We start from the raw sequence: 23,735 nt of genomic DNA, 5'->3' as shown, positions 1-23,735 counted from the left end.
GCAATTCAGGCGGGTGTGTGTCGTCGGTTATAGATCAGGTGACAGAACATTAACTTTCCCTTACAACTAGAAGCCTTTGTTGATGAGCCAGATATTCAGGTAAAATTACAGAATATTCATGCACTCACTTTGCATTTGTATTTTCTAACAGAAACATTCCGGGGACGCAAGGAGGAGCTGATGGCCAATCTGGATTTTTTTTCACTTTATAAGAATATTATTGCGATTCCCTCTATCAGCAGCACGGATCCCAAGTGGGATCAGAGCAACGAGGCGGTGATCCGGCTGCTGGCCGACTGGTTCGGTCAGCTCGGTTTTCAGTGCGAGGTGACGGCGCTCCCCGATCTGCCGGGCAAGTTCAATCTGGTGGCGACGCTCGGTCAGGGGGAGGGCGGTCTGCTGCTGGCGGGTCACACAGATACGGTACCGTTCGATGAGGGGGGCTGGAGCAAGGATCCCTTCAAGGTGACCGAAGAGGGCAACCGTCTCTATGGCCTCGGCACCATCGATATGAAGGGCTTCTTCGCCTTTATCGTCGAGGCGCTCAAAGAGATCGACCTCACCAAGCTGACCAAGCCGCTGCGTATCCTCGCTACCGCCGACGAAGAGACCACCATGGCGGGGGCCCGCGCCATCGCCGCCGCGGCGGAGCTGAAACCCGACTACGCCGTAATTGGCGAGCCGACCGGGCTGGTGCCTGTGGTGGCCCACAAGGGGCATATGTCGGAGGCGATCCGCATTACCGGCAAGAGCGGTCACAGCTCGGATCCCGCCAACGGCGTCAACGCCATGGAGATCATGCACAAGGCGATGGGGCAGGTGCTGCGCTTGCAGCAGGATCTGAAAGATCGTTACGCCGACCACCGCTTTGCCGTGCCGCAGCCGACCCTGAACCTGGGTTACATTCAGGGGGGCGACAGCCCGAACCGCATCTGCGGCTGCTGCGAGCTGCATATCGACCTGCGACCCACCCCGCAGGTGGGGCCAGACGAGTTGATGGGGATGCTCAAAGAGGCGCTGTCGCCCATCGAGATCCACCAGCCCGGCTGCCTGCATCTGCAACACCTGCACGAGCCGATCCCCGCCTACGCCTGCGCCGATGACTCTGTGCTGGTACGCGAAGCTGAGAAGGCGAGCGGTCGCGCCGCCGAGTCGGTCAACTACTGCACCGAGGCGCCGTTTATCCAGCAGCTTGGCTGCGAGACCATAGTGATGGGCCCCGGTCATATCACCCAGGCGCACCAGCCGGATGAGTATCTCGACCTCTCCTTCGTCAAGCCGACCACCTCGGTGTTGCAGCACCTGATCAGACGTTTTTGCCTGTAGCGGCGGCGGTGAAAGGGGCGTAAAAACTGTAAGTAAGTTACATAACAAGCCGGTTGTGGAGTGGTGATGGAAATACATGTTCTGAATCGGCCTGTTATTTGACCTTGCGCAGACAATCTGGGTAGATTGTCACCCTAAGATGACGGAGCATATGTTGTAATCGCACAACAATAAGTGAGGTCGTCTAGCACCCCGGATGGGTGTCAGGCACCAACAAGATAAGGATGTGGAATGAACGAAAAGTACGCCGCACTACGCGCCAACGTAGGTATGCTGGGTCAGCTGCTGGGTAAATCCATCAAGGATCATCAGGGTCAGGCCTTTCTCGACAAGATCGAAACCATTCGCCAATTGGCCAAGTCCTCCCGCAAGGGCAATGAATCAGACCGGGAACGTCTGCTCGATACCCTGCGCACCCTGAGCGATGATGAACTGCTGCCGGTGGCTCGCGCCTTCAGCCAGTTCCTCAATCTGGCCAACGTGGCGGAACAGTTCCACACCATCTCCCGTCGCTGCGAAGAGCAGGTCTGCACCCCGGACCCGCTGGAGCAGATGTTCGACAAACTGAAAGCGTCCAACCTGTCGCAAGAGGCCATCATTCAGGCCGTGCGCGAGCTGGATATCGATCTGGTGCTGACCGCTCACCCCACCGAGGTGACCCGCCGCACCCTGATCCACAAGCACGTACAGCTCAACGACTGCCTCGAGGCGCTGGAGCTTTCCGACCTGCTGCCCCGCGAGCGGGACAAGATCCTCAATCGCATCGAACAGCTCATCAATCAGGCGTGGCACACCAACGAGATCCGCGAACAGCGCCCGACTCCGGTCGACGAGGCCAAGTGGGGCTTCGCCGTGGTGGAGAACAGCCTGTGGCCCGCCATTCCCGAATTCATGCGCAATCTGGACGAGCGTCTGCAACACCATCTGGGTGTGCGGCTGCCGCTGGATGCCGCGCCGGTCAAGTTCACCTCCTGGATGGGCGGTGACCGCGACGGCAACCCCTTCGTCACCGCCAAGGTGACTGCCGAAGTGCTGGAGCTGGGCCGCTGGATGGCGGTGAGCCTGTTCTACAAAGACATCAAGGAGCTCACCTCCGAGCTCTCCATGTCTGACTGTACCGACGCAGTGCGCGCTCGCGTTGGCGATCACCCCGAGCCTTACCGTGCGCTGGTGCGCGAGCTGCGTGAAGCGCTGCGCGAAACCAAGGAGCACCTCACCGCCAAGGTGCAGGGCCAGGCGAGCGAGAGCCAGGATCTGGTCAAGACCACCGCCCAGCTGCGCGAGCCGCTGGAGCTCTGCTACCACTCATTGCACGCCTGCGGCATGGGCAACATCGCCGATGGCATGCTGCTGGATGTGCTGCGCAAGGTCGCCTGTTTCGGCATCCATCTGGTCAAGCTCGATATCCGTCAGGATGGCGAGCGTCACGGGCTGGTCTTCTCCGAGCTGACCCGCTATCTGGGTCTGGGTGACTACGCCGAGTGGAGCGAAGATGACAAGCAGGCCTTCCTGCTCAACGAACTGAACTCTCGCCGCCCGCTCATTCCCCACGACTGGGAGCCGAGCGCCGAGGTGCGCGAGACGCTGGATACCTGTCAGGTTATCGCCGAGCACGACCCCGATGCGTTCGGTATCTACATCATCTCCATGGCCGGTGCGCCGTCCGATGTGCTGTCGGTGCAACTGCTGCTCAAAGAGGCGGGTTGCAAGTTCCGCATGCCGGTCGCCCCGCTGTTTGAAACCCAGGATGACCTGATGGCAGGCACCGCCGTGATGGAGCGCCTGCTCTCGGTGGACTGGTATCGCGGCTACATTCAGGGCCGTCAGTACGTGATGATCGGCTACTCCGACTCTGCCAAGGATGCGGGCATGATGGCCGCTGGCTGGGCCCAGTACGCCGCCATGGAATCCCTGGTGGGACTTGCCGAAGCCAACAACATCCGCCTCACCCTGTTCCATGGCCGTGGCGGTACCGTCGGTCGTGGTGGTGCGCCAGCCCATCAGGCCATCCTCTCCCAACCGCCGGGATCCCTGCGCGGCGGTCTGCGTACCACCGAACAGGGGGAGATGATCCGCTTCAAGTTCGGCCTGCCGAAAGTGGCGATCAAGAGTCTGGAGCTCTACACCAGCGCCGTGCTGGAAGGGAACCTGCTGCCGCCGCCCAAGCCGAAAGAGTGCTGGCGCGAGGTGATGGAACAGCTGGCCGCCGACTCCTGCGAGCACTACCGCAGCATTGTGCGCGGTCATCCGGACTTCGTCCCTTACTTCCGTGCCGCCACCCCGGAGATGGAGCTCGGCAAGCTGCCGCTCGGCTCCCGTCCCTCCAAGCGCAAGCCCAACGGCGGCGTCGAGAGCCTGCGCGCCATTCCGTGGATCTTCGCCTGGACCCAGAACCGCCTGATGCTGCCGGCCTGGCTCGGTGCCCACAAGGCGCTGCAGCAGGCGATCGACGGCGGCAAGCTGGCGGTGCTGGAAGAGATGAGCGCCCAGTGGCCCTTCTTCCGCACTCGCCTCGAGATGCTGGAGATGGTGTTCCTCAAAGCGGATGTCTGGCTCGCCGAGTACTACGACACCCGTCTGGTGCCGCAGGAGCTGTGGGGCCTTGGCAAACAGCTGCGTCAGGAGCTCGCCGAATCGATCGAGGTGGTGCTGAAACTGAGCCCGCGCGGGGATCTGCTGGAGGATCAGCCCTGGATCAAGGAGTCCATCAAGCTGCGCAACCCCTACACAGACCCGCTCAACGTGCTGCAGGCCGAGCTGCTCAACCGCTCCCGCAACCACCCGGAGACCCTGCACCCCGAGCTGGACAAGGCGCTGATGGTCACCATCGCCGGTATTGCCGCAGGTATGCGTAATACGGGTTGATTACCAGTCCAGGCCAACAGGCTTCAGCGATATCCATCAAGCCAAAGGGCGCCGACAAGGCGCCCTTTGTTGTTTCTACGATCTCGCTTGGTTTACAGGTTGTCTCTATGGGGTTGCCGCTTCCAGCGCGGCTATCTCGCCGCCGCTGATAAGCGGCAGGTTGCGGCTGATCTGCTCCACCGGCCAGTCCCACCAGGCGATGGCGTTGAGACGGGCGATGGTGTCGTCGTCGAAGCGGTAGCGGATCACCTTGGCTGGGTTGCCGCCGACCACGGCGTAGGCGGGCACGTCACCGGTGACCACAGAGCGGGCGGCGATGATGGCACCGTTGCCTACCTTGACCCCCGGCATGATCAGAGCGTCATAGCCAATCCAGACATCGTTGCCGATGACGGTATCGCCCTTGTAGGGGAGGCTGCCCGGGGTGGGTGCGGCATGCTCCCAGCCATTGCCGAAGATAAAGAAGGGGTAGGTGGAGAAGCCGGAGGTCTGGTGGTTGGCGCCGTTCATGATGAACTTCACCCCGCGGGCGATGGCGCAGAACTTGCCGATGATGAGCTTGTCGCCGATGAAGGGGAAGTGGTAGAGGACGTTGCGCTCGAAGCCCGCCGAATCCTCCGGGTCGTCGTAATAGGTGTAGTCACCCACCTCGATATTGGGCCCCTTGATGGTGTTCTTGATAAAGCACACCTGGGGAAAGCCGTTCATGGGGTGGGGATTGGCGGGATCGGGTCCGTGCATCTGGTCTCCTTGGATGGGCCGGGCTAGAGCGCCGGGAAGTAGCAGGCGCTCATGTCGATGGGGTGATCGGGGCAATTGGGCAGATAGAACTGCCAGCCCGCATCGGAGAAAGCGCGCAGTTCGGTTTCGACAAACTTGATGGCGAGGCTCAGGGCCTGCAGGCTGTCGATGCCGTAGATAAAGGTCTTGTCGCTCAGCCCTGCCAGCTTCACCTTGCAGCGCCAGTCACCGCTGGCGGACTTGGGATCCGGCTCGGGGGCCTTGATGGCGATCTTGAGGGTGAGCTGTTCCCCTTCGGTGCTGATAGCGTCGAAGCGGGCGGTAACGATGGCGTTTTTCATCTGGCGATTCCTTTTCCGTGGTACAGCCCCTGCGGTTGCGGGTGGCTGGCTCCCTGATGGCTGATGAGGTGAAAACTGGACTCAGGACGGCCAGCGTAAATGAACTTGTGAGTTGAAACAATGGGATATGCGCGACCGGGTGAGGGGGCTTTCGCCGCCGTGAGCGAGCGTAGTGGCTGGAGTAGCAACGCGCTGGCCACCGGTGGTGGCCGAGAGGCTGGCGGGCTGCTAGATGTAAAGGATTGTTGGCTGTGGCCGCAGATTTTTCTGCGCTGCCGATGAGGGCGCGTGAGTCCTCTTGAGGCAGAATATCTCCCCCCTGTTTGACGTTGAAGTACAGGAGTCTCCGTGGCGCTTTCGGTAACCCAGCTTTATGAAGTGATGGCCCAGCTGCCAGATCCCGTCTTTATCCTCAGTGAAGATGGCTATTACGTGGAATATATCGGCGGCATGGAGCAGCAATCCTATCACGATGGCAATCCGCTGGCGGGCAAGCAGTTGGCCGATGTGCTGCCACCCGAGATGGCCATGTGGGTCAAGGCGCAGGTGGCCGAGTCGCTGGCGAGCGGTCAGGTGCGAGTGGTGGAGTATGAGCTCTCAGCCGCCGAGGTGGGGGGGATTAATGCCGCCGCCGGGCCGCAAGGGATACAGCGTTTTGAGGGCAAGATTGCGCCGCTGCCCTCCCTCTATGACGGCAAGCGGGCGGTGGCCTGGGTGACCCGCAATATCACTCGCCAGTACGAGTTGCAGCAGCGACTGCTGCGCCAGAGTGAAACCGACCAGCTGACTGGCCTCCATAACCGCCGTTTCTTCTTCGAGCACTGCCAGCCGTTGCGGGCAGGGGAGGCCCCCTGTGGTCTTATCATGCTCGACATCGATCACTTCAAGCAGCTCAACGATCGTTACGGCCATCAGCAGGGAGATCGGGCCTTGCAGCGCTTTAGTTGTTGTATCGATGCCCTGTTGCGGGCGGATGACCTCTTTGTGCGCAGCGGTGGCGAGGAGTTTCTGATCCTGCTGCCGCGGATCGATGAAGCCGGTTTGCTGCAGATGGCGGAGCAGATCCGTGCCGCCGTCGAAGCGCTGCCTGCCGATCCGGTCGCCATCACGGTCAGTCTGGGCACAACTCTGGTGCAGCCGGAGGAGGAGATCAATCAGGCGCTGGCCCGGGCCGACGAGTGGCTCTATCGGGCCAAGCGGGCAGGCCGCAACCGGGTGGCGCACTGCCCGGCAGGTTGAAAGTGCCGCCTCGGTCGCTGTCGGAAATAGCCTGCGCTTTTACCCTGAATAAATTGGCTGACATCACTGTCAATTAGTAGAAAAGTTGGCCGTATTATTTAACTCATATTCCACAGCTTAAGGTGTTAATATTATCGGCCTGTTCGCTGGTCTTATTTATGTTGTTGGGCAACAGCATGAGGTTTTATCGGTATGTTATCAAACAGGCGTGAATCGGGTTTTGGGTGACGAATGTGATACATCCCGTTGTCTTTTGAAACATTCCGATTCAAACAGTCATGAATTATTAACCTTGACCCGGATAGCGATTTCAACGATGGTAGCGTGGCAGCTCCGTTTCTCTCCGGTGGCCCTGTTGGCCGCTGGCGGCGTTGTTTTTTCATGTGCATGGCGATATGCAACGACATATCTCCAGCCTGTTATTCGGGCCAATAAAAATAATGATGACAGACTAATAAGGTATATATTGCAATGAGTGTTTCTATTGCTGAAAAGAGTAACCCTGTTTCAAAATTGAAATGGGAGAAAAGCGATTCGGTATGGACCATGGGCCTATATGCCACTGCTGTCGGTGCCGGTACGTTATTTCTCCCTATTACTGTTGGCAGTAATTCCCCAGTTATTTTGCTATTTATTTTATTGCTGGCTTTTCCGCTCTCTTATTATTCCCACCGGGCATTGAGCCGCTTTGTGCTCTCCAGCTCCCACAAGGAGGGGGATATCACCCATGTGGTGGAGGAGCACTTCGGTGCCAAGGCGGGCAAGCTGTTGATGCTGGTCTATCTGATGGCCTTCTACCCCATCATTCTGGTCTACAGCATCTCCATCACCAATGCGATCCAGAGCTTTGTAGTCCACCAGCTGGGGGATGCCGAGCTGCCGCGCGGCTTGCTGGTGCTGGGGGTGATGCTGGGTCTGCATCTGGTGCTGCTGGCCGGCAAACAGATCGTGGTGTCGGCCATCAGCGTGCTGGCACTGCCGATGGTTGCCTTTCTGATTGGCCTCTCCATCTATCTGCTGCCCCAGTGGAGCCTCTCCTATTTCAGCGAGAGTCAAGCGGTGGACTGGCGTGATCCGGCGTTCTGGAAATCCCTCTGGCTGATCGTGCCGGTGATGGTCTTCTCCTTCAGTCATGCGCCCATTATCTCCTCCTTCAGCGCGGCGCAGAAAAAGCGCTGTCAGGAGAGTGCCGACCTGCGTGCCAAGCGGATCATCAAGTGCAGCAGCATGCTGATTTGCGGCAGCGTGCTCTTCTTCGTGGTGAGCTGCGTGATGAGCCTGAGTCAGGCCGAGATGGCGCTGGCCCGCACCGACAATATCTCCGTGCTGTCGGCGCTGGCGAACAAGTTCTCCAATCCGCTGATCGCCTATGTGGGGCCGCTCATCGCCATTCTGGCCATGTCCAAATCTTTCCTCGGCACCTCCATGGGGGTGAGCGAGGGGACGGTGAGCATGGTGAGCGGTGCCTGTCAGGGGCTGGGGCTCTCCCTCAAGGAGTCGACCATCGCCCGGGTGTCATCAGTGATCCTGTTTATGGTGACCGCCGTCATCACCTATCTGAACCCCAACGTGCTCGACATCATCGAGCGCGTCAGTGGCCCGCTGATCGCGGTGATCCTGTTTCTGCTGCCGGCCTGCTCCATCTATCGCTTGCCCGCACTCAAGCGTTATCGCGGGCCGAGTACCCTTTTTGTGTTGGTGATGGGGCTGCTTGCCATCTCGGCCCTTATCTACGATCTGCTTTGACCGGGCGGTATCCCGCACAAATCAAAAAGGGCGACCATCTGGTCGCCCTTTTTCTGTGCGTCGGGGTTAGCCGAGCAGGCCGCTGGCGCTCTGGCCCGCCATCAGCAAGCCGATGGCCAGCACGCTGAACCAGACCAGGGTTGCACTTACCAGCAGATAGCCGCTGGCAATGAACAGACCGTCCCGCTGCAACATGCCGGTGGCCAGCAGCAGGATGGCCCAGGCAGGCATGGCGTTGGTGAACGGGATGGCGCCCAGGGGCAGCATCAGCAGCAGGGCGGCCAGCATGATCAGCAGGCCGTTGCAGCGGTTGATGGTACTGCTGCCGGTCAACAGCAGCAGGCGCGGGCGGATGAAGCGATCGATGCGGGCCAGCAGATCCGCCCCCTTGTGCAGGGTCGGCTTGAGCTGGTCGGCAGCGAAGCGGCGCTCCATCAGCATGGCGGGCAGCCAGGGCACCCGATTGAGGGTGATGCCGATGCCGATAAAGAGGATCAGCAGGCCAAACGGGGTGCTGACCCCGGGAATGGAGACCGGCAGCAGAAAGGGGACGGTGAGCAGCACGCAAAACAGCAGCATGCCCTGTTCGCCCACCAGCTCCAGCATCTGGCGCAGGCTGATGTGGCTCTCGTCGATGGCATGCGCGGTGGCCCGCAGGGTATCCGCGAGGGTGGTTTGGGGGTCGTGAAGTTGCGCGGCAACCATTCCCTGATGTCCTTTTGAGTAGTGATAACGGGCCCCGATGACCCGATTTGGCGCCAGCATACGTGGCAGAGGTTAACCGTCGATGAATGGTGGTAGGGGGGGCTTAGCGGTGCCAGTGAGGAGGCTCGGCGGAGGTTCCGGCGAGAGGGAAATCCCGCGATGAAAGTGATCCGGTACAGCCGCCATTTAGGATGGGCCTAGGACGCCTCTGGTATGCTTTCTGCACAATCACACAGGGAGCAGGGGATGATGATGAAGAGAGCCGGGATAGCGATGATGGGGCTGTTGCTGCCACTGGGGCAGGCCTGGAGTAGCGAGGGCGCGACCACATCCGGTTGGCAGGTGACGCCATTTTTCGGCTACAGCTCAGCCATCGACTTCGAGAAGAGTGACGAGGTGGTGCAGCCGGTGCCGCTTTCTGCATCGTTTGATTCACTGCAGGGACAGGGCTCCGGCAGCTGGGGCCTCTTTATCAGCAAGGAGGTGGATGATCCCGGCATGATCGAGCTGCTCTACAGCCATCAGTCCACCACCCTCTCTCCCGACCAGCCGGATCGCCTGACGGTGGATACTTTGCACTTTGCCGGTGCGCTGACCCTCTCTGACAACCTGATGGCGCCCTACATCGGCGCCGGGATCGGGGTGACCCGCTTTGCCGCCTACGACAGCGAGGTGACCCCTTCCATGTCGCTGGCGCTTGGGGTGCAACCGCGCCTCGCCGAGCATCTGGCGCTGCGGGCCGAGGTGCGCGGTTATGGCTCGCTGGTCAACGACAACAACCAGTTTCTCTGCAACCCGGAGCAGTGCGTGTTCAAGGTGCGCGGGGAGCTGGTAACCCAGTGGCAGGCCAATATCGGTCTTACCTTCCGCTTTTAGGTGAGGGGATTTTCCCTATGAAACTGGGGCCTTTGGGCCCCTGTTTCAGCAGCAATGTTTCGCCGTTATCGGCAATCAACCTGCAGATCTTCATACCTCCTTGTTAGTCGGCATCGCCCATACCGCGCAGTTTCTGCCCGCCTCCTTGGCGCCATAAAGTGCCTGATCCACCCGTTTGAACAGCGAGACGGCCGGCTCCTTGGGCTCGCGGATCCCCACTCCCAGGCTGACCGTCATGGTATGGGCCGGGTCGGGGGCTATGGTGCGGGTCGCAGTGAGCAGGGTGTTGGCCAGTTGCAGCAGCTCGGCTTCGTGGGCGACGGGCAGCAGCAGGGCAAACTCTTCACCCCCGACACGGGCCGCCAGCGCACCGGGCGGGCAGTGCTGTTGCAATAGCTCGCCAAACTGCTGCAACACCCGATCCCCGATATCGTGGCCGTAGTTGTCATTGATCCCCTTGAAGTGATCCAGATCCAGCAGGATGAGGGCGTGGCAAATCCCCTGTTCCAGAAACAGCTGCTGATGAAAGTAGCGCCGGTTTGGCAGCCGGGTCAGATCGTCGAATAGCGCCTGCTGTCTGAGCTGGGTATTGATGTGGAAGAGGTGGTGCATGGTGCTCAGGATACCGATGCTGCTGAGCAGGATGCCGCTGGAGCGGAGCAAATCCTCGGCATAGATGGCGAGCCAGAGTGGCTGCGCCACCAGCTCATCCATGATGTCGGCGGTGGCCCCCATTATCCACAACATCAGACCGCAGGAGAGCATGCGGTAGGTGTGGGTGGGCAGGTGGGCGCACTGCACCACCCAGAACAGGAACAGCATGGTGAGCCAGTTGATCACCTCGAAGCCAAAGCTGACGGCGTAAAAGCGCTCGTAGGGGAAGTGGGGCAGCAGCAACAGATGAAGGGCCATGATGGCCAGCATCACTATCCCCAGCAGCGCGATGTGGGCGCGATGCTCCCGGTCGAGATGACGGTAGTGGGAGAGGCTGATGTCGAGACGATCGAACTGCATGGTGTTCCTCGGATTGGGCCTGCCATCAGGTTGCAAACAAGAGGCTGCGTAATGGCATGCCGTGGTCGGATAACAGGAAACGGCTGGTCTGTCAGTGTAAACGAGCGGGCCCGCAGCGCGCGATATCGATGACGTCAGCTTGTGGGCTGGCTCAGGGTTTGCGCACTTCTGGTGCGTGAAGTATCGCCTGCCCTGTGACAGGGCGACCCTGGGCAGGTTAGCGCAGCTCATGCGCCAAATTGGTGCGTTGATGATGTGTGATCTTTCTAATGCAATGATTTAAAAGGATTTAAATTTATGGCCCGCTTTATGCTTTTTAGATGTCAGACGGTCTCTTGCGGTCATCGGCGGCAGATGCAGTGATGAGGAAGTGGCAAGAGGTATCCCCGTGCCGGGCACGGGTGTGATTCTGGCGGGTTGCAGCAACACCTTGCGGTTCGCCACAGATTCAATCAGGGAAACGGAGCCGGTCTTGTACCGGTACGACAGGGAAGGAGAGTGCTCTATGGTCAAAAAATGGATGATGGCGGGTCTGACGATGTTGCCTGCCTTGCTGGTTACCCCAAGTTGGGCCGAAGAGGTCGCTCAGGTACAGGCGGCGGTGGCACCGGTTGCCGCCATGACAATCAACAAGGGTGACAACACCTGGATGCTGCTCTCGGCGGCGCTGGTGATCCTGATGTCGATCCCCGGTCTGGCCCTCTTCTACGGTGGTCTGGTGCGGGCCAAAAACATGCTGAGCGTGCTGATGCAGGTCTTTACCCTGTTCTGCCTCATCTGCGTGCTCTGGGTGATCTACGGCTATTCGCTGGCCTTTACCGAAGGGGGCAATTTCTACGGCTCCTTCAGCAAGGTGCTGCTCAAGGGTGTAACCCCTGACTCCATCGCCGCCACCTTCAGCAAGGGGGTAGGGATTAGCGAGCTGATCTATGTGGTGTTCCAGGGGGCCTTTGCCGCCATTACCTGCGGCCTTATCGTGGGGGCGTTTGCCGAGCGCATCAAGTTCGCCGCCGTGCTGCTCTTCTCGGTGATCTGGTTCACCTTCGCCTATATCCCGCTGGCTCATATGGTGTGGTACTGGGCGGGTCCGGATGCCTATACCAGCGCCGAGGCTGCGGCCACAGCGACCGCCACTGCCGGTTATCTGTTCCAGCATGGTGCGCTGGATTTTGCAGGCGGCACAGTGGTGCACATCAACGCCGCCGTGGCGGGTCTGGTGGGTGCCTATCTGGTGGGCAAGCGTCTGGGCTACGGTCGTGATCCCATGACCCCCCACAGCCTGACCATGACCATGATCGGTGCCTCCCTGCTCTGGTTCGGCTGGTTCGGTTTCAACGCGGGCTCCGCGCTGGAAGCCAACGGTATCGCCGCACTCGCCTTTATCAACACCTGGGTAGCACCGGCTGCGGCAGCTCTCTCATGGACGCTGGCCGAGTGGGTGATGAAGGGACGTCCCTCCCTGCTGGGTGCGGCATCCGGTGCGGTGTCCGGTCTGGTGGTGATCACCCCGGCAGCCGGTTTCGTCGGTGTGGGCGGTGGTCTGGTGATGGGCCTTATCAGTGGCGTGGCGGGTCTGTGGGGTGTCCACGGTCTCAAGCGCCTGCTGGGGGCCGATGACAGTCTGGATGTGTTTGGCGTGCACGGGGTGTGCGGCATTCTCGGTGCTCTGCTGACCGGCGTTTTTGCCAGCCCGGATCTGGGCGGTACCGGGGTGTGGGACTATGTCACCAATCAGGTTGCCGAGGGTTACTCCATCCTGACTCAGGTGAAGATCCAGGCCATCGGGGTCGGTGTCACCCTGCTCTGGTCTGGTGCCGTGGCGGCGATTGCCTTCAAGGCGGTCGACATGCTGGTGGGTCTGCGGGTGAACGGCGATGCCGAGCGGGAAGGGCTGGATGTCACCTCCCACGGCGAGAAGGCTTACAGCATGTAATCCCGAATGCCAGACAACAAAAAACCGCCGGGATCGGCGGTTTTTTTATGACTCTAAAGCTGCAAAGCCTGAGTTCACACGCTTAGTTCACGACGGCCACGTTGATGCTGCCGTTACCCTGGGTCATGCGCACACGCGCGCCCGGGGTGAAGGTGGGGCTGGCTTTCTGCACCACCACGATGGCTTCGCCGTTCTCTTTCTTGATCTCCAGCTCGACGCCGTCGACCTGATTCATCTTGTTGCCGATGGCGTTACCTGCCGCTGCACCGGCGATGGCGCCGCCTGCGGCTGCGATGTCGCGTCCGGTGCCGCCACCGACTGTGCTGCCCAGCAGGCCGCCGACCACGGCGCCGCCAATGGTGCCAATCAGGGAGTTCTCATCGGCCTGGATCTTCACCGGGCGGGTGGAGATGATGGTGCCGTAGCTGACGGTCTGCACCTGTTTGGCGCGGTCTTTGGTGTAAACATCGCCAGAGTAAACGTCACTGTTGGCGCATCCGGTGATGGTGGTCGCTGCCAGCAGGGCAATAAGGGTCATACGCTTCAACATGGTGGGCCTCCTGGGCTGCACGTAATTTGAACAATCCGGTTGATGAGTGAACTTTACTCCAACCCCGTCACACATGAAATCGGCAAAATGTAACCAATTATGCGTTCTGTAACCGGTTTTGTCCTTGAATCGCAGCTGTACCGGAGAGGGTTTTAACCAGCAGCAGACGGTCTTCTCCGGGGCCGAAATAGTCGGCTACTTCCGCCTGCAATGTGTAACCGAGCCGGTAGTAGAGGCGCTGGGCCGGATTGGCCGGATCGACCGTGAGCCGCAGTTCGCTGATCTGCAGCGCCTGCTGGTTTGCCTCCATCTGGCGCATCATTCGCTCGGCCAGACCGAAACCGCGCGCCTCGGGCAGTACCGCCAGCGAGAGTACCCAGCCTTGCGACCGCTCCTGACCAAATCCTCCCAGCACATAACCCACCATCTGCCCCTCGTATTCGGCCACCAGCAACAACTCGGGCCACAAATCCATCGCCTGACGGAAGAAGAAGGCGGGATAGACATCTTCGCCAAACACCTTGGCATCGATCTGCCAGATGGCGTGCATGTCATTGTGGGTGGCGGTGCGTAGCAGGGGCGGGTTGTGGTGCATCAGGACTCCATCGGCAGCAAACGGATCAGCAACGCCGCTGACCTTGGGGTCAATGGCAGAAAAGGAGCCATAGGGTAGTGGTCATCCCCTGCCGGATGCAAGGGATTGGCGGTTATGGCGGCAGGGGGCGGCTCTGGGGCAGTTTGGGGGCCTTGCGCAAGCCGTCGAGCAGGTGGCGAAGGGTGAGCCAGGGGTGGCGCAGCAACATGCGCGGGCCGCTCCACTTCATCACCTGCTGGATCTGTTTGCGCATCGCCGGGGCGTAGCAGTGGATATTGCAGTTGGCGCAGGTGGGTTTGTGGCCGTGGCCATAACGGCAGCGACGCAGGCGCTGATGGGCGAAATCCCGCAACTGGCGACAGTGGCGGCAATGGGGATCCTGATGATGGTGCTGGCAGTAGAGGCGGATCATGGCGCTGACCGTCTGCTGCTCGCGCATGAGTCTGGGATGGTCACTCGCCTTTTTGCTGACTGCGGCGTGTGAGCCCCGGGCTGGGCTGGCATGATGACTTTTCATGGCCGCCATTCTCCTGACCTGCTCGCTTGGGGTGTTGATACAGGTCAAAAGGGGGGATAAAAAACAGGGCCCGCAGGCCCTGTGTCATCAGATGAGGCTGGTTGCCTGCTCCAGCCAGGCGAGATCCTCGCCCTCGAGCAGCGGGCTCAGGCGGCGGAACACCTCGACATGGTATTCGTTGATCCAGCGGAATTCGGCCGGGCTCAGCAGGCTGCGGTCGATCAGGCGGGTATCGAACGGCACGTAGGTCAGCCGCTCGAAGCCCAGCATCGGCAGCTCGCCAACCTGTTCCTGCTCGGTCACGACTACCAGGTTCTCGCAGCGGATACCGAAGCCATCTTCGCGGTAGTAGCCCGGCTCGTTGGAGAGCACCATGCCCGGTTGCAGGGCGACCAAGCTCCCTTTCGGCGCGATGCGCTGGGGCCCTTCGTGGACGCTCAGGAAGTGGCCGACGCCGTGGCCGGTGCCGTGGTCGTAGTTGTAACCGGCTTGCCACAGCGGCATGCGGGCCAGCACGTCGAGCTGAATTCCGGCGGTGCCGCGCGGGAAGCGGGCCTGATCCAGCGCGATATGACCCTGCAGTACGCGGGTAAACATCGCTTTCTGCTCGTCGCTCACCTCACCCACCTTGATGGTGCGGGTGATGTCGGTGGTGCCATCCATATACTGGGCGCCGGAGTCCAGCAGATAGAGGCTGTCCTGGCCAAACGCGCGCGGGGTGCCATTGGTGTGGTGGTAGTGGCACATGGCGGCGTTGGGGCCGAGCGCGGAGATGGTATCGAAGCTCGGCTCGACGTAGTGCTCCTGCTCGCGGCGGAACGCTTCCACCTGATCTGCCAGAGTGCCTTCATCCACCCCTTCGAACTCGCCGGAGGCGACCAGCCGATCCAGCCAGGCGAGGAAGCGGGTCATGGCCACGCCATCACGCAGGTGAGCGGCACGCATGCCGGTCAGCTCGATCTCGTTTTTGCATGCTTTCGGCAGCATGGTGGGGTCTTGGCCAGCCACCAGAATGGCACCCGCCTCTTCCATGACGAGCTGGGTCCAGGCGTTGGCGCTGTCCGGATCGGCCAGCACCTTCTGCTGATCTTCACCGATGCGCTGCAGCACGTCACCCAGCTTGTCGATGGGGTAGACGGAGACATCCTGCCCTACGTGTTGGGTGAAGGCGAAGCAGTCAATTTTGTCGGTATCGACGAAGAAATCCATGCTGGTGTTGGCGTAGAGCACCGCAAAGCCCAGCACCACCGGCAGCCGGTCGATATCGCGGCCGCGCAGGTTGAGCAGCCAGTTGATGGGCTCGGCCTGGGTCAGCAGCACCGCATCCAGCCCGCGCTTGCGCAGGTCGGCCGCCAGCTGTTCACGTTTGGACTGGCTGGACTGGCCCGCCAGCTCCTCGCTGTAGAGGATGACCGGGCTCTTGGTCGGCTCCGGGCGATCGCTCCAGTTCAGGTCGATGGGGTTCTGCTCGACGCGGATCAGCTCGATACCGCGCTCGGCCAGCACGGCCTTGGCATTCTTGTACCAGGTCAGGCTGTGCAGACGGGCATCGAAGCCAACCCGGGAGCCTGACGGCAGCTGCTCGGCCAGCCACTGCACATGGGGATTTTCAACGAGGTGGAGGAATTCGAACAGTTCGGCGGGAGTTTGCATCCGCGCCTGCACCGTATAGCGACCATCGACAAAGAGGGCTGCTCGCTGGGCCATGATGATGGCGACCCCGGCAGAGCCGTTGAAACCGGTGATCCAGTCAAGCCGCTCGGCATAGGCGGGGATGTACTCGCCGAGGTGCTCATCATCGTGGGGGACGATAAAGGCGTCCAACTCCTGCATGGCCAGCTCGGCCCTGACTTGGGCGACGCGGGTTTCAATTATCTCGAAATTATTCATGTCGTTAGTGCCAGATGGTTGCTATATGAGTGTTCAGTTTTTATGGCCGCTGGCCAGGATCCGCTTGATCGACTGACCCGCTGCTTCGATATGCTGCCTGAGCAGCACCACCGCCTCGTGCTTGCGCCGGGCGCGGCACAGTTCCAGCAATTGGGCGTGTTCACGCTCCGCCTTGTCCACCCCGTCGCTGGCAAACAGCAGCTCGAAGCGGACATAGCGGTCACAGCTCAGATTGATCTGGGCGATCAGTTCAAGTGCCTGGGGGCGACCGGCTGCCTGATAGAGGGTGGCGTGAAAGCTGTGGTTCAACTCGGCCCAATGTTCGATCTGGGTGCCTGACTCCAGGGCGTGATCAAACTGGGCGAGGATCGCCTCCGCTTGCGCGAAGGTGGCTTCCGTCATCTTGTCGACGGCGTGAAACAGGGTATCGGCTTCCAGCAGCGCTCGCAAATAAAAGAGCTCGTCGATGGCCGAGGCGTCCAGCATGGTGACCACGGCGCCGCGATGGGCTTCGAACTTCACCAACCCCTGCGCTTCCAATTGCATCAGGGCTTCGCGTACCGGGATGCGGCTCACGGCCAGCTCCTTGGCGATGGCATCCTGACGCAAGGGGGCGCCAGCGGGGAACTCCCCACGGAGGATCCGGCCACGGAGGTTTTCCATCACCATCTGGGTTCGGGTCTTGTAGGGTGGGGTCATGGTCGGGTCACGATTGGGCGTTACAGAATTGTATATTGTATAAAGTTTGGCTGAATCTAACCTGTCACAATGGGCAAAGGCAAGGTTTTGCCCCCTTTAACGGGGCCGATGGCGGCGTTCGGGGCTCCACAAAAACAAAAATGCCGGTCAGCATGGCTGACCGGCATGGTGTCACTGATACGAAGCGAGCCTGTTACAGCTGCGGGCCTGCCGCAACCAGACGTTTGCCTTCGTCGTTATCGGTGAAGCGCTCGAAGTTCTTGATGAAGCGCCCTGCCAGATCGACGGCCTTGGCATCCCACTCGGCCTTGTCGGCGTAAGTGTCGCGCGGGTCGAGGATCGCCGGGTTCACATCGTGCAGCGCGGTCGGGATCTCCAGATTGAAGATCGGCAGCACCTTGGTCTCGGCCTTCTCGATGGAGCCATCCAAGATGGCGTCGATGATGGCGCGGGTATCCTTGATGGAGATGCGCTTGCCGGTGCCGTTCCAGCCGGTGTTGACCAGATAGGCCTCTGCACCTGCCGCTTCCATCCGTTTCACCAGCTCCTGACCGTACTTGGTCGGGTGCAGGGAGAGGAAGGCTGCGCCGAAGCAGGAGGAGAAGGTTGGAGTCGGCTCTGTGATGCCGCGCTCGGTACCGGCCAGTTTGGCGGTGAAGCCAGAGAGGAAGTGGTACTTGGTCTGCTCCTTGGTCAGCTTGGAGACCGGGGGCAGCACGCCGAAGGCGTCGGCAGTCAGGAAGATCACCTTGGTGGCGTGACCTGCCTTGGAGACCGGCTTGACGATGTTGTCGATGTGATAGATGGGGTAGGAGACGCGGGTGTTCTCGGTCTTGGAGCCATCATCGAAGTCGATGGTGCCATCTGCGGCAACAGTCACGTTCTCCAGCAGCGCATCGCGACGGATAGCGTGGTAGATGTCCGGCTCAGCCTCTTCGGAGAGCTTGATGGTCTTGGCGTAGCAGCCCCCTTCGAAGTTGAACACGCCGTGGTCATCCCAGCCGTGCTCGTCATCGCCGATCAGCTGACGCTTGGGATCGGTGGAGAGGGTGGTCTTGCCGGTGCCGGAGAGGCCGAAGAAGATGGCGACGTCGCCGTCCTGACCCACGTTGGCGGAGCAGTGCATGGAGGCAATGCCGCGCAGGGGCAGGAAGTAGTTCATCATGGAGAACATGCCCTTCTTCATCTCGCCACCGTACCAGGTGCCACCGATGAGCTGCATCTTCTCGCTCATGTTAAAGGCAACAAAGTTCTCGGAGTTGAGACCCTGCTCCTTCCAGTTCGGGTTGGTGCACTTGGCACCGTTCATCACCACGAAGTCAGGCTTGAAGGTTTTCAGCTCTTCATCGCTCGGACGGATGAACATGTTTTTCACGAAGTGTGCCTGCCAGGCCACCTCGGTGATGATGCGCACGGCCAGGCGGGTATCCGGGTTAGCACCGCAGAAACCATCGACCACAAACAGGCGCTTGCCGGAGAGCTGTTTGGTGACCAGCCCTTTCAGATGTGACCACACTTCCGGGGTAATCGCTTTGTTATCGTTTTTACCCTGGTCAGACCACCATACAGTATCCTGGGTAGTGGCATCTTTGACGATATATTTATCTTTCGGGGAGCGACCGGTGAAGATACCGGTGTTTACGTTGACGGCGCCCAGCTCGGTCACCACACCGCGCTCGAACCCTTCCAGGTCAGGGCGTGTCTCTTCCGCGAAAAGCTGCTCGTAAGAGGGGTTGCGAACGATTTCTTGGCTGTTTTTGATGCCGTACTGGTCCAGTCCTAATTGTTGGGCCAGGGTGGGTTCTGCCACGATTGTCATTGTATTCTCCTGGGTTCAGAGGTTGGTAGGGTTCTATCTGACGGTCATCCTATCACTTAGGTGGTAGAGTTTAGCGATCGCCATCAAACTTTATAAAATAGGGTATTTTTTTGTTATTAAAGTTAAAGGCGGGTTTTGCCCGCCTTTAATTAGTGTAACTGGTTTGCATCATTGCCGGGAGCCCTGCTGAACAGGGTTTCGACATCGATCCCATTAAATTGGTACTGGGCGCCGCAATAATCACAGTGCATGTCGATCTTGCCGAGCTCCTGCACCATCTCCATGACCTCTTCCTTTTCTATCTGCAACAGGGCCCCTTCGCAGCGCTCGCGGGAGCAGGTGCAGCGGAACTCGACCGCCTGCGGATCGAACACCCGCACCTTGTCCTGATGGTAGAGACGGTAGAGGATCTCTTCTGCCTGCAGGCCGAACAGCTCTTCATCCTTGATGGTGCTGGTGAGCTGGGTCAAGTGATCGAAGTCGTTGCTGTGATCCTCGCTCTGGGCGGGCAGCTCCTGCAGCATGATGCCGGCAGCGCGCGGCGCACCTTCGTGATAGCCGGTGCGGATCCACAGCTTGGTGGCCAGCTGTTCGGAGCGGGCAAAGTAGTGCTCCAGGCAGCCCGCCAGAGTATCGGCGTCCAGCGCGATGATGCCCTGATAGCGCTCGCCCTGCTCCGGGGTGATGGTGATGATCAGCTGGCCGTTGCCAATCAGGCTCTGCAGCTTGCCATCGCTCGGCAGCTCGCCTTCATAGCGGGCCACGCCGCGCAGCTGCTGGTTGTTGTCACCGTTGATCACGGCCAGACGCACCGGGCCATCGCCCTGCAGCTGCACCGTGATGGAGCCTTCAAACTTGAGGGTGGCGGTCAGCAGGCTGGTGGCGACCAGCAGCTCGCCCAGCAGTTTTTGCACCTGCACCGGGTAGTTCTGGGCTTCCACTACGTGGCGGTAGGTGTGATCCAGCTGGACCAGCTCGCCACGCACTTCGTACTCTTCAAACAGATAGCGATACAGCAGATCTTGGTTGCTCATCATGTATTCCTGGCTTTTCGGTGAGGTAAATCGGGCGGGCTGGGGTTGATGCCAGCCCGGTATCAAATCGGGGTCGGTCAGTACTGTTTGACCTTGAGCAACTGGCGTCGCTCCTGCTTGTCGGGGCGGCGCTCGGGGCTGGGGGCAAACTGGCTGTTGAAGCGGCGCGCCTCGCTGTTCTCGGCCCGTTTTTTCAAGCTCTCGGCGGTCTCTTCATAGAGCTGCTGGGCCAGCGGGGCCGATTTGCGCTGCTCGCTCAAGGCCAGCACCCGCACTTCGCGTTCATCCTGCCCCTGCCAGAAGCGGATCAATGCACCCACTTCCACCTGTTTGCCCGGTTTGCTGCGCTGACCATTGTAGTGCACCTTGCCCCCGTCTATCTGATCCCGCGCAATGGAGCGGGTTTTGTAGAAACGGGCCGCCCACAACCACTTGTCGAGACGAACCTCGAGGGCACTTTCTGCATGATTGGGCATGAACAGGCTCCATAACGGGGAAAAGAGGTGGTCGATTATACCAGAGCACGGGGTCGGGATAGAAACCGGGCAGCCGCCGTGCGGGGCGCAAACCATGTCAAGGTGATGCAACATATGGGCAGTTTGCTGATTCACAAGGGAAAGCGCTGCTTTATCGGGTATCCATGGGGGCTGGGAAGGGCCTTCATACCGCGCATATAACGCTGCCGCCCCGGTTGGGGGCGGCAGCGTTCACATCCATCGACCATATCAGAGTCAGAAGTGATCGTGCTGATCCGGCTTCTTCTGGTCGTGGGGACCTTCGCTGTGGGCGATGGCGGTGCGGATCAGATCAACCCCGGCACGGATAATCAGCACCCCCATGTTGACCAGCTTGACGCAGACCCACATGAAGGTGATGAGCAGGATCAGCTTGAGCACGGTCTGGAAGGCTTCCAGGAAGTTCTGCTCCAGCTGGGCGGTCAGGCCGTTGGCGCTGGTCATCAGCCAGGTGTAGACCTCGCGCACGAACGGGATGCGGCTTGGCATCTCCAGCACATCCAGTGCGGCAGGGAGCGCCTGGAAGATGACGATGCTGCCGAACAGGATCAAAATGACACCGATGGCGATGCCGAGGAAAAAGCCGAACTGTCTCATGGAGGGCTCCAGCGTTTGCTGCATGAAATTGAAGATAGCCGCCAATAGTAGGGAGTGCCCTGCTTCATCGCAATCTTCCGTGCACCGCCAGCGCGGCGGGAACGGCGGCAATCCGGCCGCTACCGTTGCCCAACTATCTGATTTCTGGGAGGCTTGTCGCCATTGTGCATAGGGAAAGCAAATTGATGTCGAGAACCCTCTTTTTACTGTTGCTGGCGCTGTTTGCCACTCTGCCAGCCCTGAGTGCCGAACCGGCGGCTCCCTCGGCGGCGGCCTGCGCCATCCGCCATCAGGATCAACTGCTGCTGGTGCAGGATCGCATCTCCTCCCGCTACAGCCTGAGCGGCGGCTATATCGATGGCGACGAGCGCCCCGAGCAGGCGGCGCTGCGCGAACTCTATGAAGAGACCGGCTTGCAGGGGGAGGTGGTGCAGGAGCTGGGTCGCTGGCAGAAAGCGCAGGTCTTTGCCTGCCGCACTCTGGAGCCTATCGTCGCCCAGCAAGATTCCGATTTTGTCTCGCTGCTGAAGGCCCCCAATCTGGGTGGGGAGATCCTTAACGCCCGCTTGATCGCGGTGGATAAGCTCCCCCGCGCGCAGCGCCGTTTCCCGGATCAGCTCGACTGGCTGCAAGCCAGGCTTGATCAGGTGCCCGAGAGCGAGGTGCGCTGGCAGGCCGATTTTGTGGCGCAGGGCAATGCGCTGCATCAGGCCGAGATCCCGCTGATGATGCGTCTGCAACAGTGGCTGGGGCCCGATGTCTGGTGGCTGTTGGTCAGCAATCTGTTTGGTTCAGGCGGCTTTCAGCTTGCCCTGATACCTTTGCTGCTCCCGCTGCTGGGGTGGCCGCGGCTGCGTCAGCTGCTCTTTGCCATGCTCTGGCTCGGGCTGCTGGTGCAGGCGAGCAAGGAGGGGATCGGCTGGCCGCGTCCCTTCCATCTGCAACCTGAACTGGCGACTCACAGCGCCCAGGGCTTTGGCATGCCGAGCGGCCATACCGCCTCGGCCCTGCTGTTCTGGGGGGCGCTGCTTGGCTGGCTCTGGCCTGCCCGGCGCGGGCTGGCCTATTCGCTGGCGCTGCTGCTGGCCCTCACCACCGGTCTGGCGCGGGTCTGGCTTGGGGTGCACTTTATCTCCGATGTGGCGGTTGGCCTGCTGATTGGCGCCTTGTCGCTGGCCGCTCGCCCCTGCTGGCGTGCCGACAGGCAGTCGGCGGCTTGGCTGCTGCTGATTGCATCTGCGCTGGCGCTCGGGGGGCTGACCCAGTCGGCCCATCTGGCCGGGATCAGCATGGCGGCCCTCGGGCTCTGGGTTGGCGGTTTGCGCTCCCTGACCCGCGGCGGTTATCCCCCCATTGTGATCGGCGCGGTCACCTTGGCGGGGGGCGCGGTGATAGGGGCGGGGCTCTGGGCGCTGCCGCTGCTGACCAGCAGTTCGCTGGCTATCCTGCTTGGTCAGTTTGTGCTCTTTTTCGGGCTGGGGCTCTGGTTGAGCGCTGGCCTCTGGTGGATACTCTCTTTCTTGAAATGCGACACACGACCCAAGGGCAACGGCTCTGACAAGGGAACTCTATGAATGTGAAAAAAGTGGATTTGGCCAAGATAACCCTGGGGGTGCTGTTTCTCAGCATCCTGATTATCTCCTGTTTCTTGGTGTTGCAGCCCTTCCTGCCTGCGCTGGTGTGGGCCACCATGATCACCATCGCCACCTGGCCGCTGATGTTGATGGTGCAGCGCCTGTTGTGGGGCAAGCGCACCCTGGCGGCCCTATTTATGACGCTGGTGCTGCTGCTGATGTTTGTCATCCCGCTCTTTATGACGCTGGCCAATGTGGCGGAGAAGGCACCTATGCTGATCGAGCTGGGTACCCATATCAGCCAGTCACCGCCGCCGGAGCTGCTCTGGCTGCAGCAGATCCCGCTGGTGGGCGACAAGCTCTATGACTTCTGGCAGCAAATTCTGGCGAGCGGTGGTCAGGTGCTGTTTGCCAAGCTGGCCCCCTATTTCGGTCAGACCGCCCGCTGGTTGGCCTCTCAGGCCGGTAATCTGGGGCTGCTGTTCGTCCACTTCCTGCTGACGGTCGGTATCTGCGGGGTGCTCTATCACTCCGGTGAAGTGGTGGCGACCGGCATTCGCCGCTTCGCCCACCGGCTGGCGGGTCAGCGTGGCGACAACGCTACAGTGCTGGCTTCACAGGCGATCCGTGCCGTGGCGATGGGGGTGGTGGTGACCGCACTGGTGCAATCCTCGGTGGCCGGTGTCGGCCTGCTGATTGCCGGTATCCCCTACGCCATGGTGCTGGTGGTGGTGATGTTCCTGTTGATCGTCGCCCAGATCGGCCCCTTCCCGGTGCTGCTGGCCTGTATTGGCTACCTCTACTGGAGCGGCGACACCACCTGGGGCACCTTCCTGCTGGTGTGGTCACTGATTGCGGGCACCATGGACAACTTCCTGCGCCCCTTCCTGATCAAGCGGGGCGCCGACCTGCCGCTCATCCTCATTCTGGTGGGTGTTATCGGCGGCTTGTTGACCATGGGGATCATCGGTCTCTTTATCGGCCCGGTGGTGCTGGCGGTGGGCTACACCCTGCTGGATGCCTGGATCAAGGAAGATGACCAACCGGCGACTGCGGCGGTTGAAGCGCCCAAGGCCGAGTGACGATTCGGTAAAAAGACGATTCAGTCTCCATCTATGATGCAAAGAGCCGCCCGGTGTGAACTGGGCGGCTCTTTTGT

The 23,735-nt window shown here is 60.5% G+C and carries 21 protein-coding genes; 8 read left to right on the top strand and 13 right to left on the bottom strand.

Annotation, left to right across the window (positions count from 1 at the left end; genetic code table 11):
- The first annotated feature begins 180 nt into the window (after window positions 1-180).
- Window positions 181-1,326, top strand: a complete 1,146-nt coding sequence (gene argE / locus AB5Y99_RS18515; RefSeq protein ID WP_139494798.1) for an acetylornithine deacetylase — start codon at window positions 181-183, stop codon at window positions 1,324-1,326.
- Between the two features lie 231 nt (window positions 1,327-1,557).
- Window positions 1,558-4,191, top strand: coding sequence for a phosphoenolpyruvate carboxylase (gene ppc / locus AB5Y99_RS18510; protein WP_069554237.1), 2,634 nt, complete (start codon window positions 1,558-1,560; stop codon window positions 4,189-4,191).
- A 105-nt stretch (window positions 4,192-4,296) separates the two neighbouring features.
- Here ppc and AB5Y99_RS18505 read toward each other — a convergent pair whose 3' ends face one another.
- Both AB5Y99_RS18505 and AB5Y99_RS18500 read right to left on the bottom strand, forming a co-directional pair.
- Complete coding sequence (locus tag AB5Y99_RS18505; protein WP_236356059.1) at window positions 4,297-4,932, bottom strand: Vat family streptogramin A O-acetyltransferase; 636 nt, start codon at window positions 4,930-4,932, stop codon at window positions 4,297-4,299.
- 23 nt (window positions 4,933-4,955) lie between these two features.
- On the bottom strand, window positions 4,956-5,273 hold the full coding sequence (locus AB5Y99_RS18500) for a hypothetical protein (protein WP_005355042.1): 318 nt from the start codon (window positions 5,271-5,273) through the stop codon (window positions 4,956-4,958).
- A 348-nt stretch (window positions 5,274-5,621) separates the two neighbouring features.
- Between AB5Y99_RS18500 and AB5Y99_RS18495 the strand changes: the two genes are divergently transcribed.
- Window positions 5,622-6,512 carry a sensor domain-containing diguanylate cyclase gene (locus tag AB5Y99_RS18495; protein WP_103252252.1) on the top strand — a complete coding sequence of 297 codons (891 nt, stop codon included), beginning with the start codon at window positions 5,622-5,624 and terminating at the stop codon, window positions 6,510-6,512.
- A gap of 471 nt (window positions 6,513-6,983) precedes the next feature.
- Window positions 6,984-8,258: an amino acid permease gene (locus tag AB5Y99_RS18490; RefSeq protein WP_005340121.1), complete on the top strand. Its 1,275-nt coding sequence runs from the start codon at window positions 6,984-6,986 to the stop codon at window positions 8,256-8,258.
- Between the two features lie 66 nt (window positions 8,259-8,324).
- Here AB5Y99_RS18490 and AB5Y99_RS18485 read toward each other — a convergent pair whose 3' ends face one another.
- Entirely contained in the window at window positions 8,325-8,963 is a 639-nt protein-coding gene (locus AB5Y99_RS18485) for an exopolysaccharide biosynthesis protein (protein WP_368210449.1), read from the bottom strand.
- Window positions 8,964-9,215: 252 nt separating this feature from the next.
- On the opposite strand from AB5Y99_RS18485, the gene AB5Y99_RS18480 reads away from it, so the two are divergent.
- Complete coding sequence (locus AB5Y99_RS18480) at window positions 9,216-9,839, top strand: outer membrane beta-barrel protein (RefSeq protein ID WP_368210603.1); 624 nt, start codon at window positions 9,216-9,218, stop codon at window positions 9,837-9,839.
- Window positions 9,840-9,929: 90 nt separating this feature from the next.
- Here the strand turns inward: AB5Y99_RS18480 and AB5Y99_RS18475 are convergent, their stop codons facing one another.
- The gene (locus AB5Y99_RS18475; RefSeq protein WP_368210447.1) at window positions 9,930-10,853 is read right to left on the bottom strand and encodes a GGDEF domain-containing protein; all 924 of its coding nucleotides are present in this window, start codon (window positions 10,851-10,853) and stop codon (window positions 9,930-9,932) included.
- Window positions 10,854-11,358: 505 nt separating this feature from the next.
- Between AB5Y99_RS18475 and amt the strand changes: the two genes are divergently transcribed.
- Window positions 11,359-12,786 (top strand): ammonium transporter, encoded by a 1,428-nt coding sequence (amt, locus tag AB5Y99_RS18470; protein WP_005355035.1) that lies wholly within the window; start codon window positions 11,359-11,361, stop codon window positions 12,784-12,786.
- Window positions 12,787-12,868: 82 nt separating this feature from the next.
- Here amt and AB5Y99_RS18465 read toward each other — a convergent pair whose 3' ends face one another.
- From AB5Y99_RS18465 to AB5Y99_RS18425, 9 genes are all read right to left on the bottom strand, one after another.
- The gene (locus tag AB5Y99_RS18465) at window positions 12,869-13,336 is read right to left on the bottom strand and encodes a glycine zipper 2TM domain-containing protein (RefSeq protein ID WP_005340126.1); all 468 of its coding nucleotides are present in this window, start codon (window positions 13,334-13,336) and stop codon (window positions 12,869-12,871) included.
- A gap of 97 nt (window positions 13,337-13,433) precedes the next feature.
- On the bottom strand, window positions 13,434-13,931 hold the full coding sequence (locus AB5Y99_RS18460) for a GNAT family N-acetyltransferase (RefSeq protein WP_368210444.1): 498 nt from the start codon (window positions 13,929-13,931) through the stop codon (window positions 13,434-13,436).
- A gap of 112 nt (window positions 13,932-14,043) precedes the next feature.
- Window positions 14,044-14,448 carry a nitrous oxide-stimulated promoter family protein gene (locus tag AB5Y99_RS18455; RefSeq protein WP_139732665.1) on the bottom strand — a complete coding sequence of 135 codons (405 nt, stop codon included), beginning with the start codon at window positions 14,446-14,448 and terminating at the stop codon, window positions 14,044-14,046.
- An 87-nt stretch (window positions 14,449-14,535) separates the two neighbouring features.
- Window positions 14,536-16,338 carry an aminopeptidase P family protein gene (locus AB5Y99_RS18450; protein ID WP_368210443.1) on the bottom strand — a complete coding sequence of 601 codons (1,803 nt, stop codon included), beginning with the start codon at window positions 16,336-16,338 and terminating at the stop codon, window positions 14,536-14,538.
- A 33-nt stretch (window positions 16,339-16,371) separates the two neighbouring features.
- Window positions 16,372-17,037, bottom strand: a complete 666-nt coding sequence (locus tag AB5Y99_RS18445) for a GntR family transcriptional regulator (protein WP_368210440.1) — start codon at window positions 17,035-17,037, stop codon at window positions 16,372-16,374.
- Between the two features lie 193 nt (window positions 17,038-17,230).
- Window positions 17,231-18,856, bottom strand: coding sequence for a phosphoenolpyruvate carboxykinase (ATP) (gene pckA / locus AB5Y99_RS18440; RefSeq protein WP_368210437.1), 1,626 nt, complete (start codon window positions 18,854-18,856; stop codon window positions 17,231-17,233).
- A 149-nt stretch (window positions 18,857-19,005) separates the two neighbouring features.
- The gene (gene hslO / locus AB5Y99_RS18435) at window positions 19,006-19,890 is read right to left on the bottom strand and encodes an Hsp33 family molecular chaperone HslO (protein ID WP_005340140.1); all 885 of its coding nucleotides are present in this window, start codon (window positions 19,888-19,890) and stop codon (window positions 19,006-19,008) included.
- A 77-nt stretch (window positions 19,891-19,967) separates the two neighbouring features.
- Window positions 19,968-20,366 carry a ribosome-associated heat shock protein Hsp15 gene (gene hslR / locus AB5Y99_RS18430; RefSeq protein WP_005340141.1) on the bottom strand — a complete coding sequence of 133 codons (399 nt, stop codon included), beginning with the start codon at window positions 20,364-20,366 and terminating at the stop codon, window positions 19,968-19,970.
- 255 nt (window positions 20,367-20,621) lie between these two features.
- Window positions 20,622-21,002 (bottom strand): hypothetical protein, encoded by a 381-nt coding sequence (locus tag AB5Y99_RS18425; protein ID WP_005340143.1) that lies wholly within the window; start codon window positions 21,000-21,002, stop codon window positions 20,622-20,624.
- 185 nt (window positions 21,003-21,187) lie between these two features.
- Here AB5Y99_RS18425 and AB5Y99_RS18420 point away from each other — a divergent pair, with 185 nt between their 5' ends.
- Both AB5Y99_RS18420 and ydiK read left to right on the top strand, forming a co-directional pair.
- A complete protein-coding gene (locus AB5Y99_RS18420; protein WP_368210435.1) occupies window positions 21,188-22,576 on the top strand; it encodes a phosphatase PAP2 family protein in 1,389 nt (462 codons plus the stop codon).
- Entirely contained in the window at window positions 22,573-23,658 is a 1,086-nt protein-coding gene (ydiK, locus tag AB5Y99_RS18415) for an AI-2E family transporter YdiK (protein WP_058059023.1), read from the top strand. The genes AB5Y99_RS18420 and ydiK overlap by 4 nt, the downstream gene beginning before the upstream one ends.
- The last annotated feature ends 77 nt before the right edge of the window (window positions 23,659-23,735 follow it).

This window comes from Aeromonas sp. R4-2 (genome assembly GCF_040908295.1).
Taxonomy (GTDB): Bacteria; Pseudomonadota; Gammaproteobacteria; order Enterobacterales; family Aeromonadaceae; genus Aeromonas; species Aeromonas veronii.
This window is presented reverse-complemented; position numbering and strand designations above follow the sequence as displayed.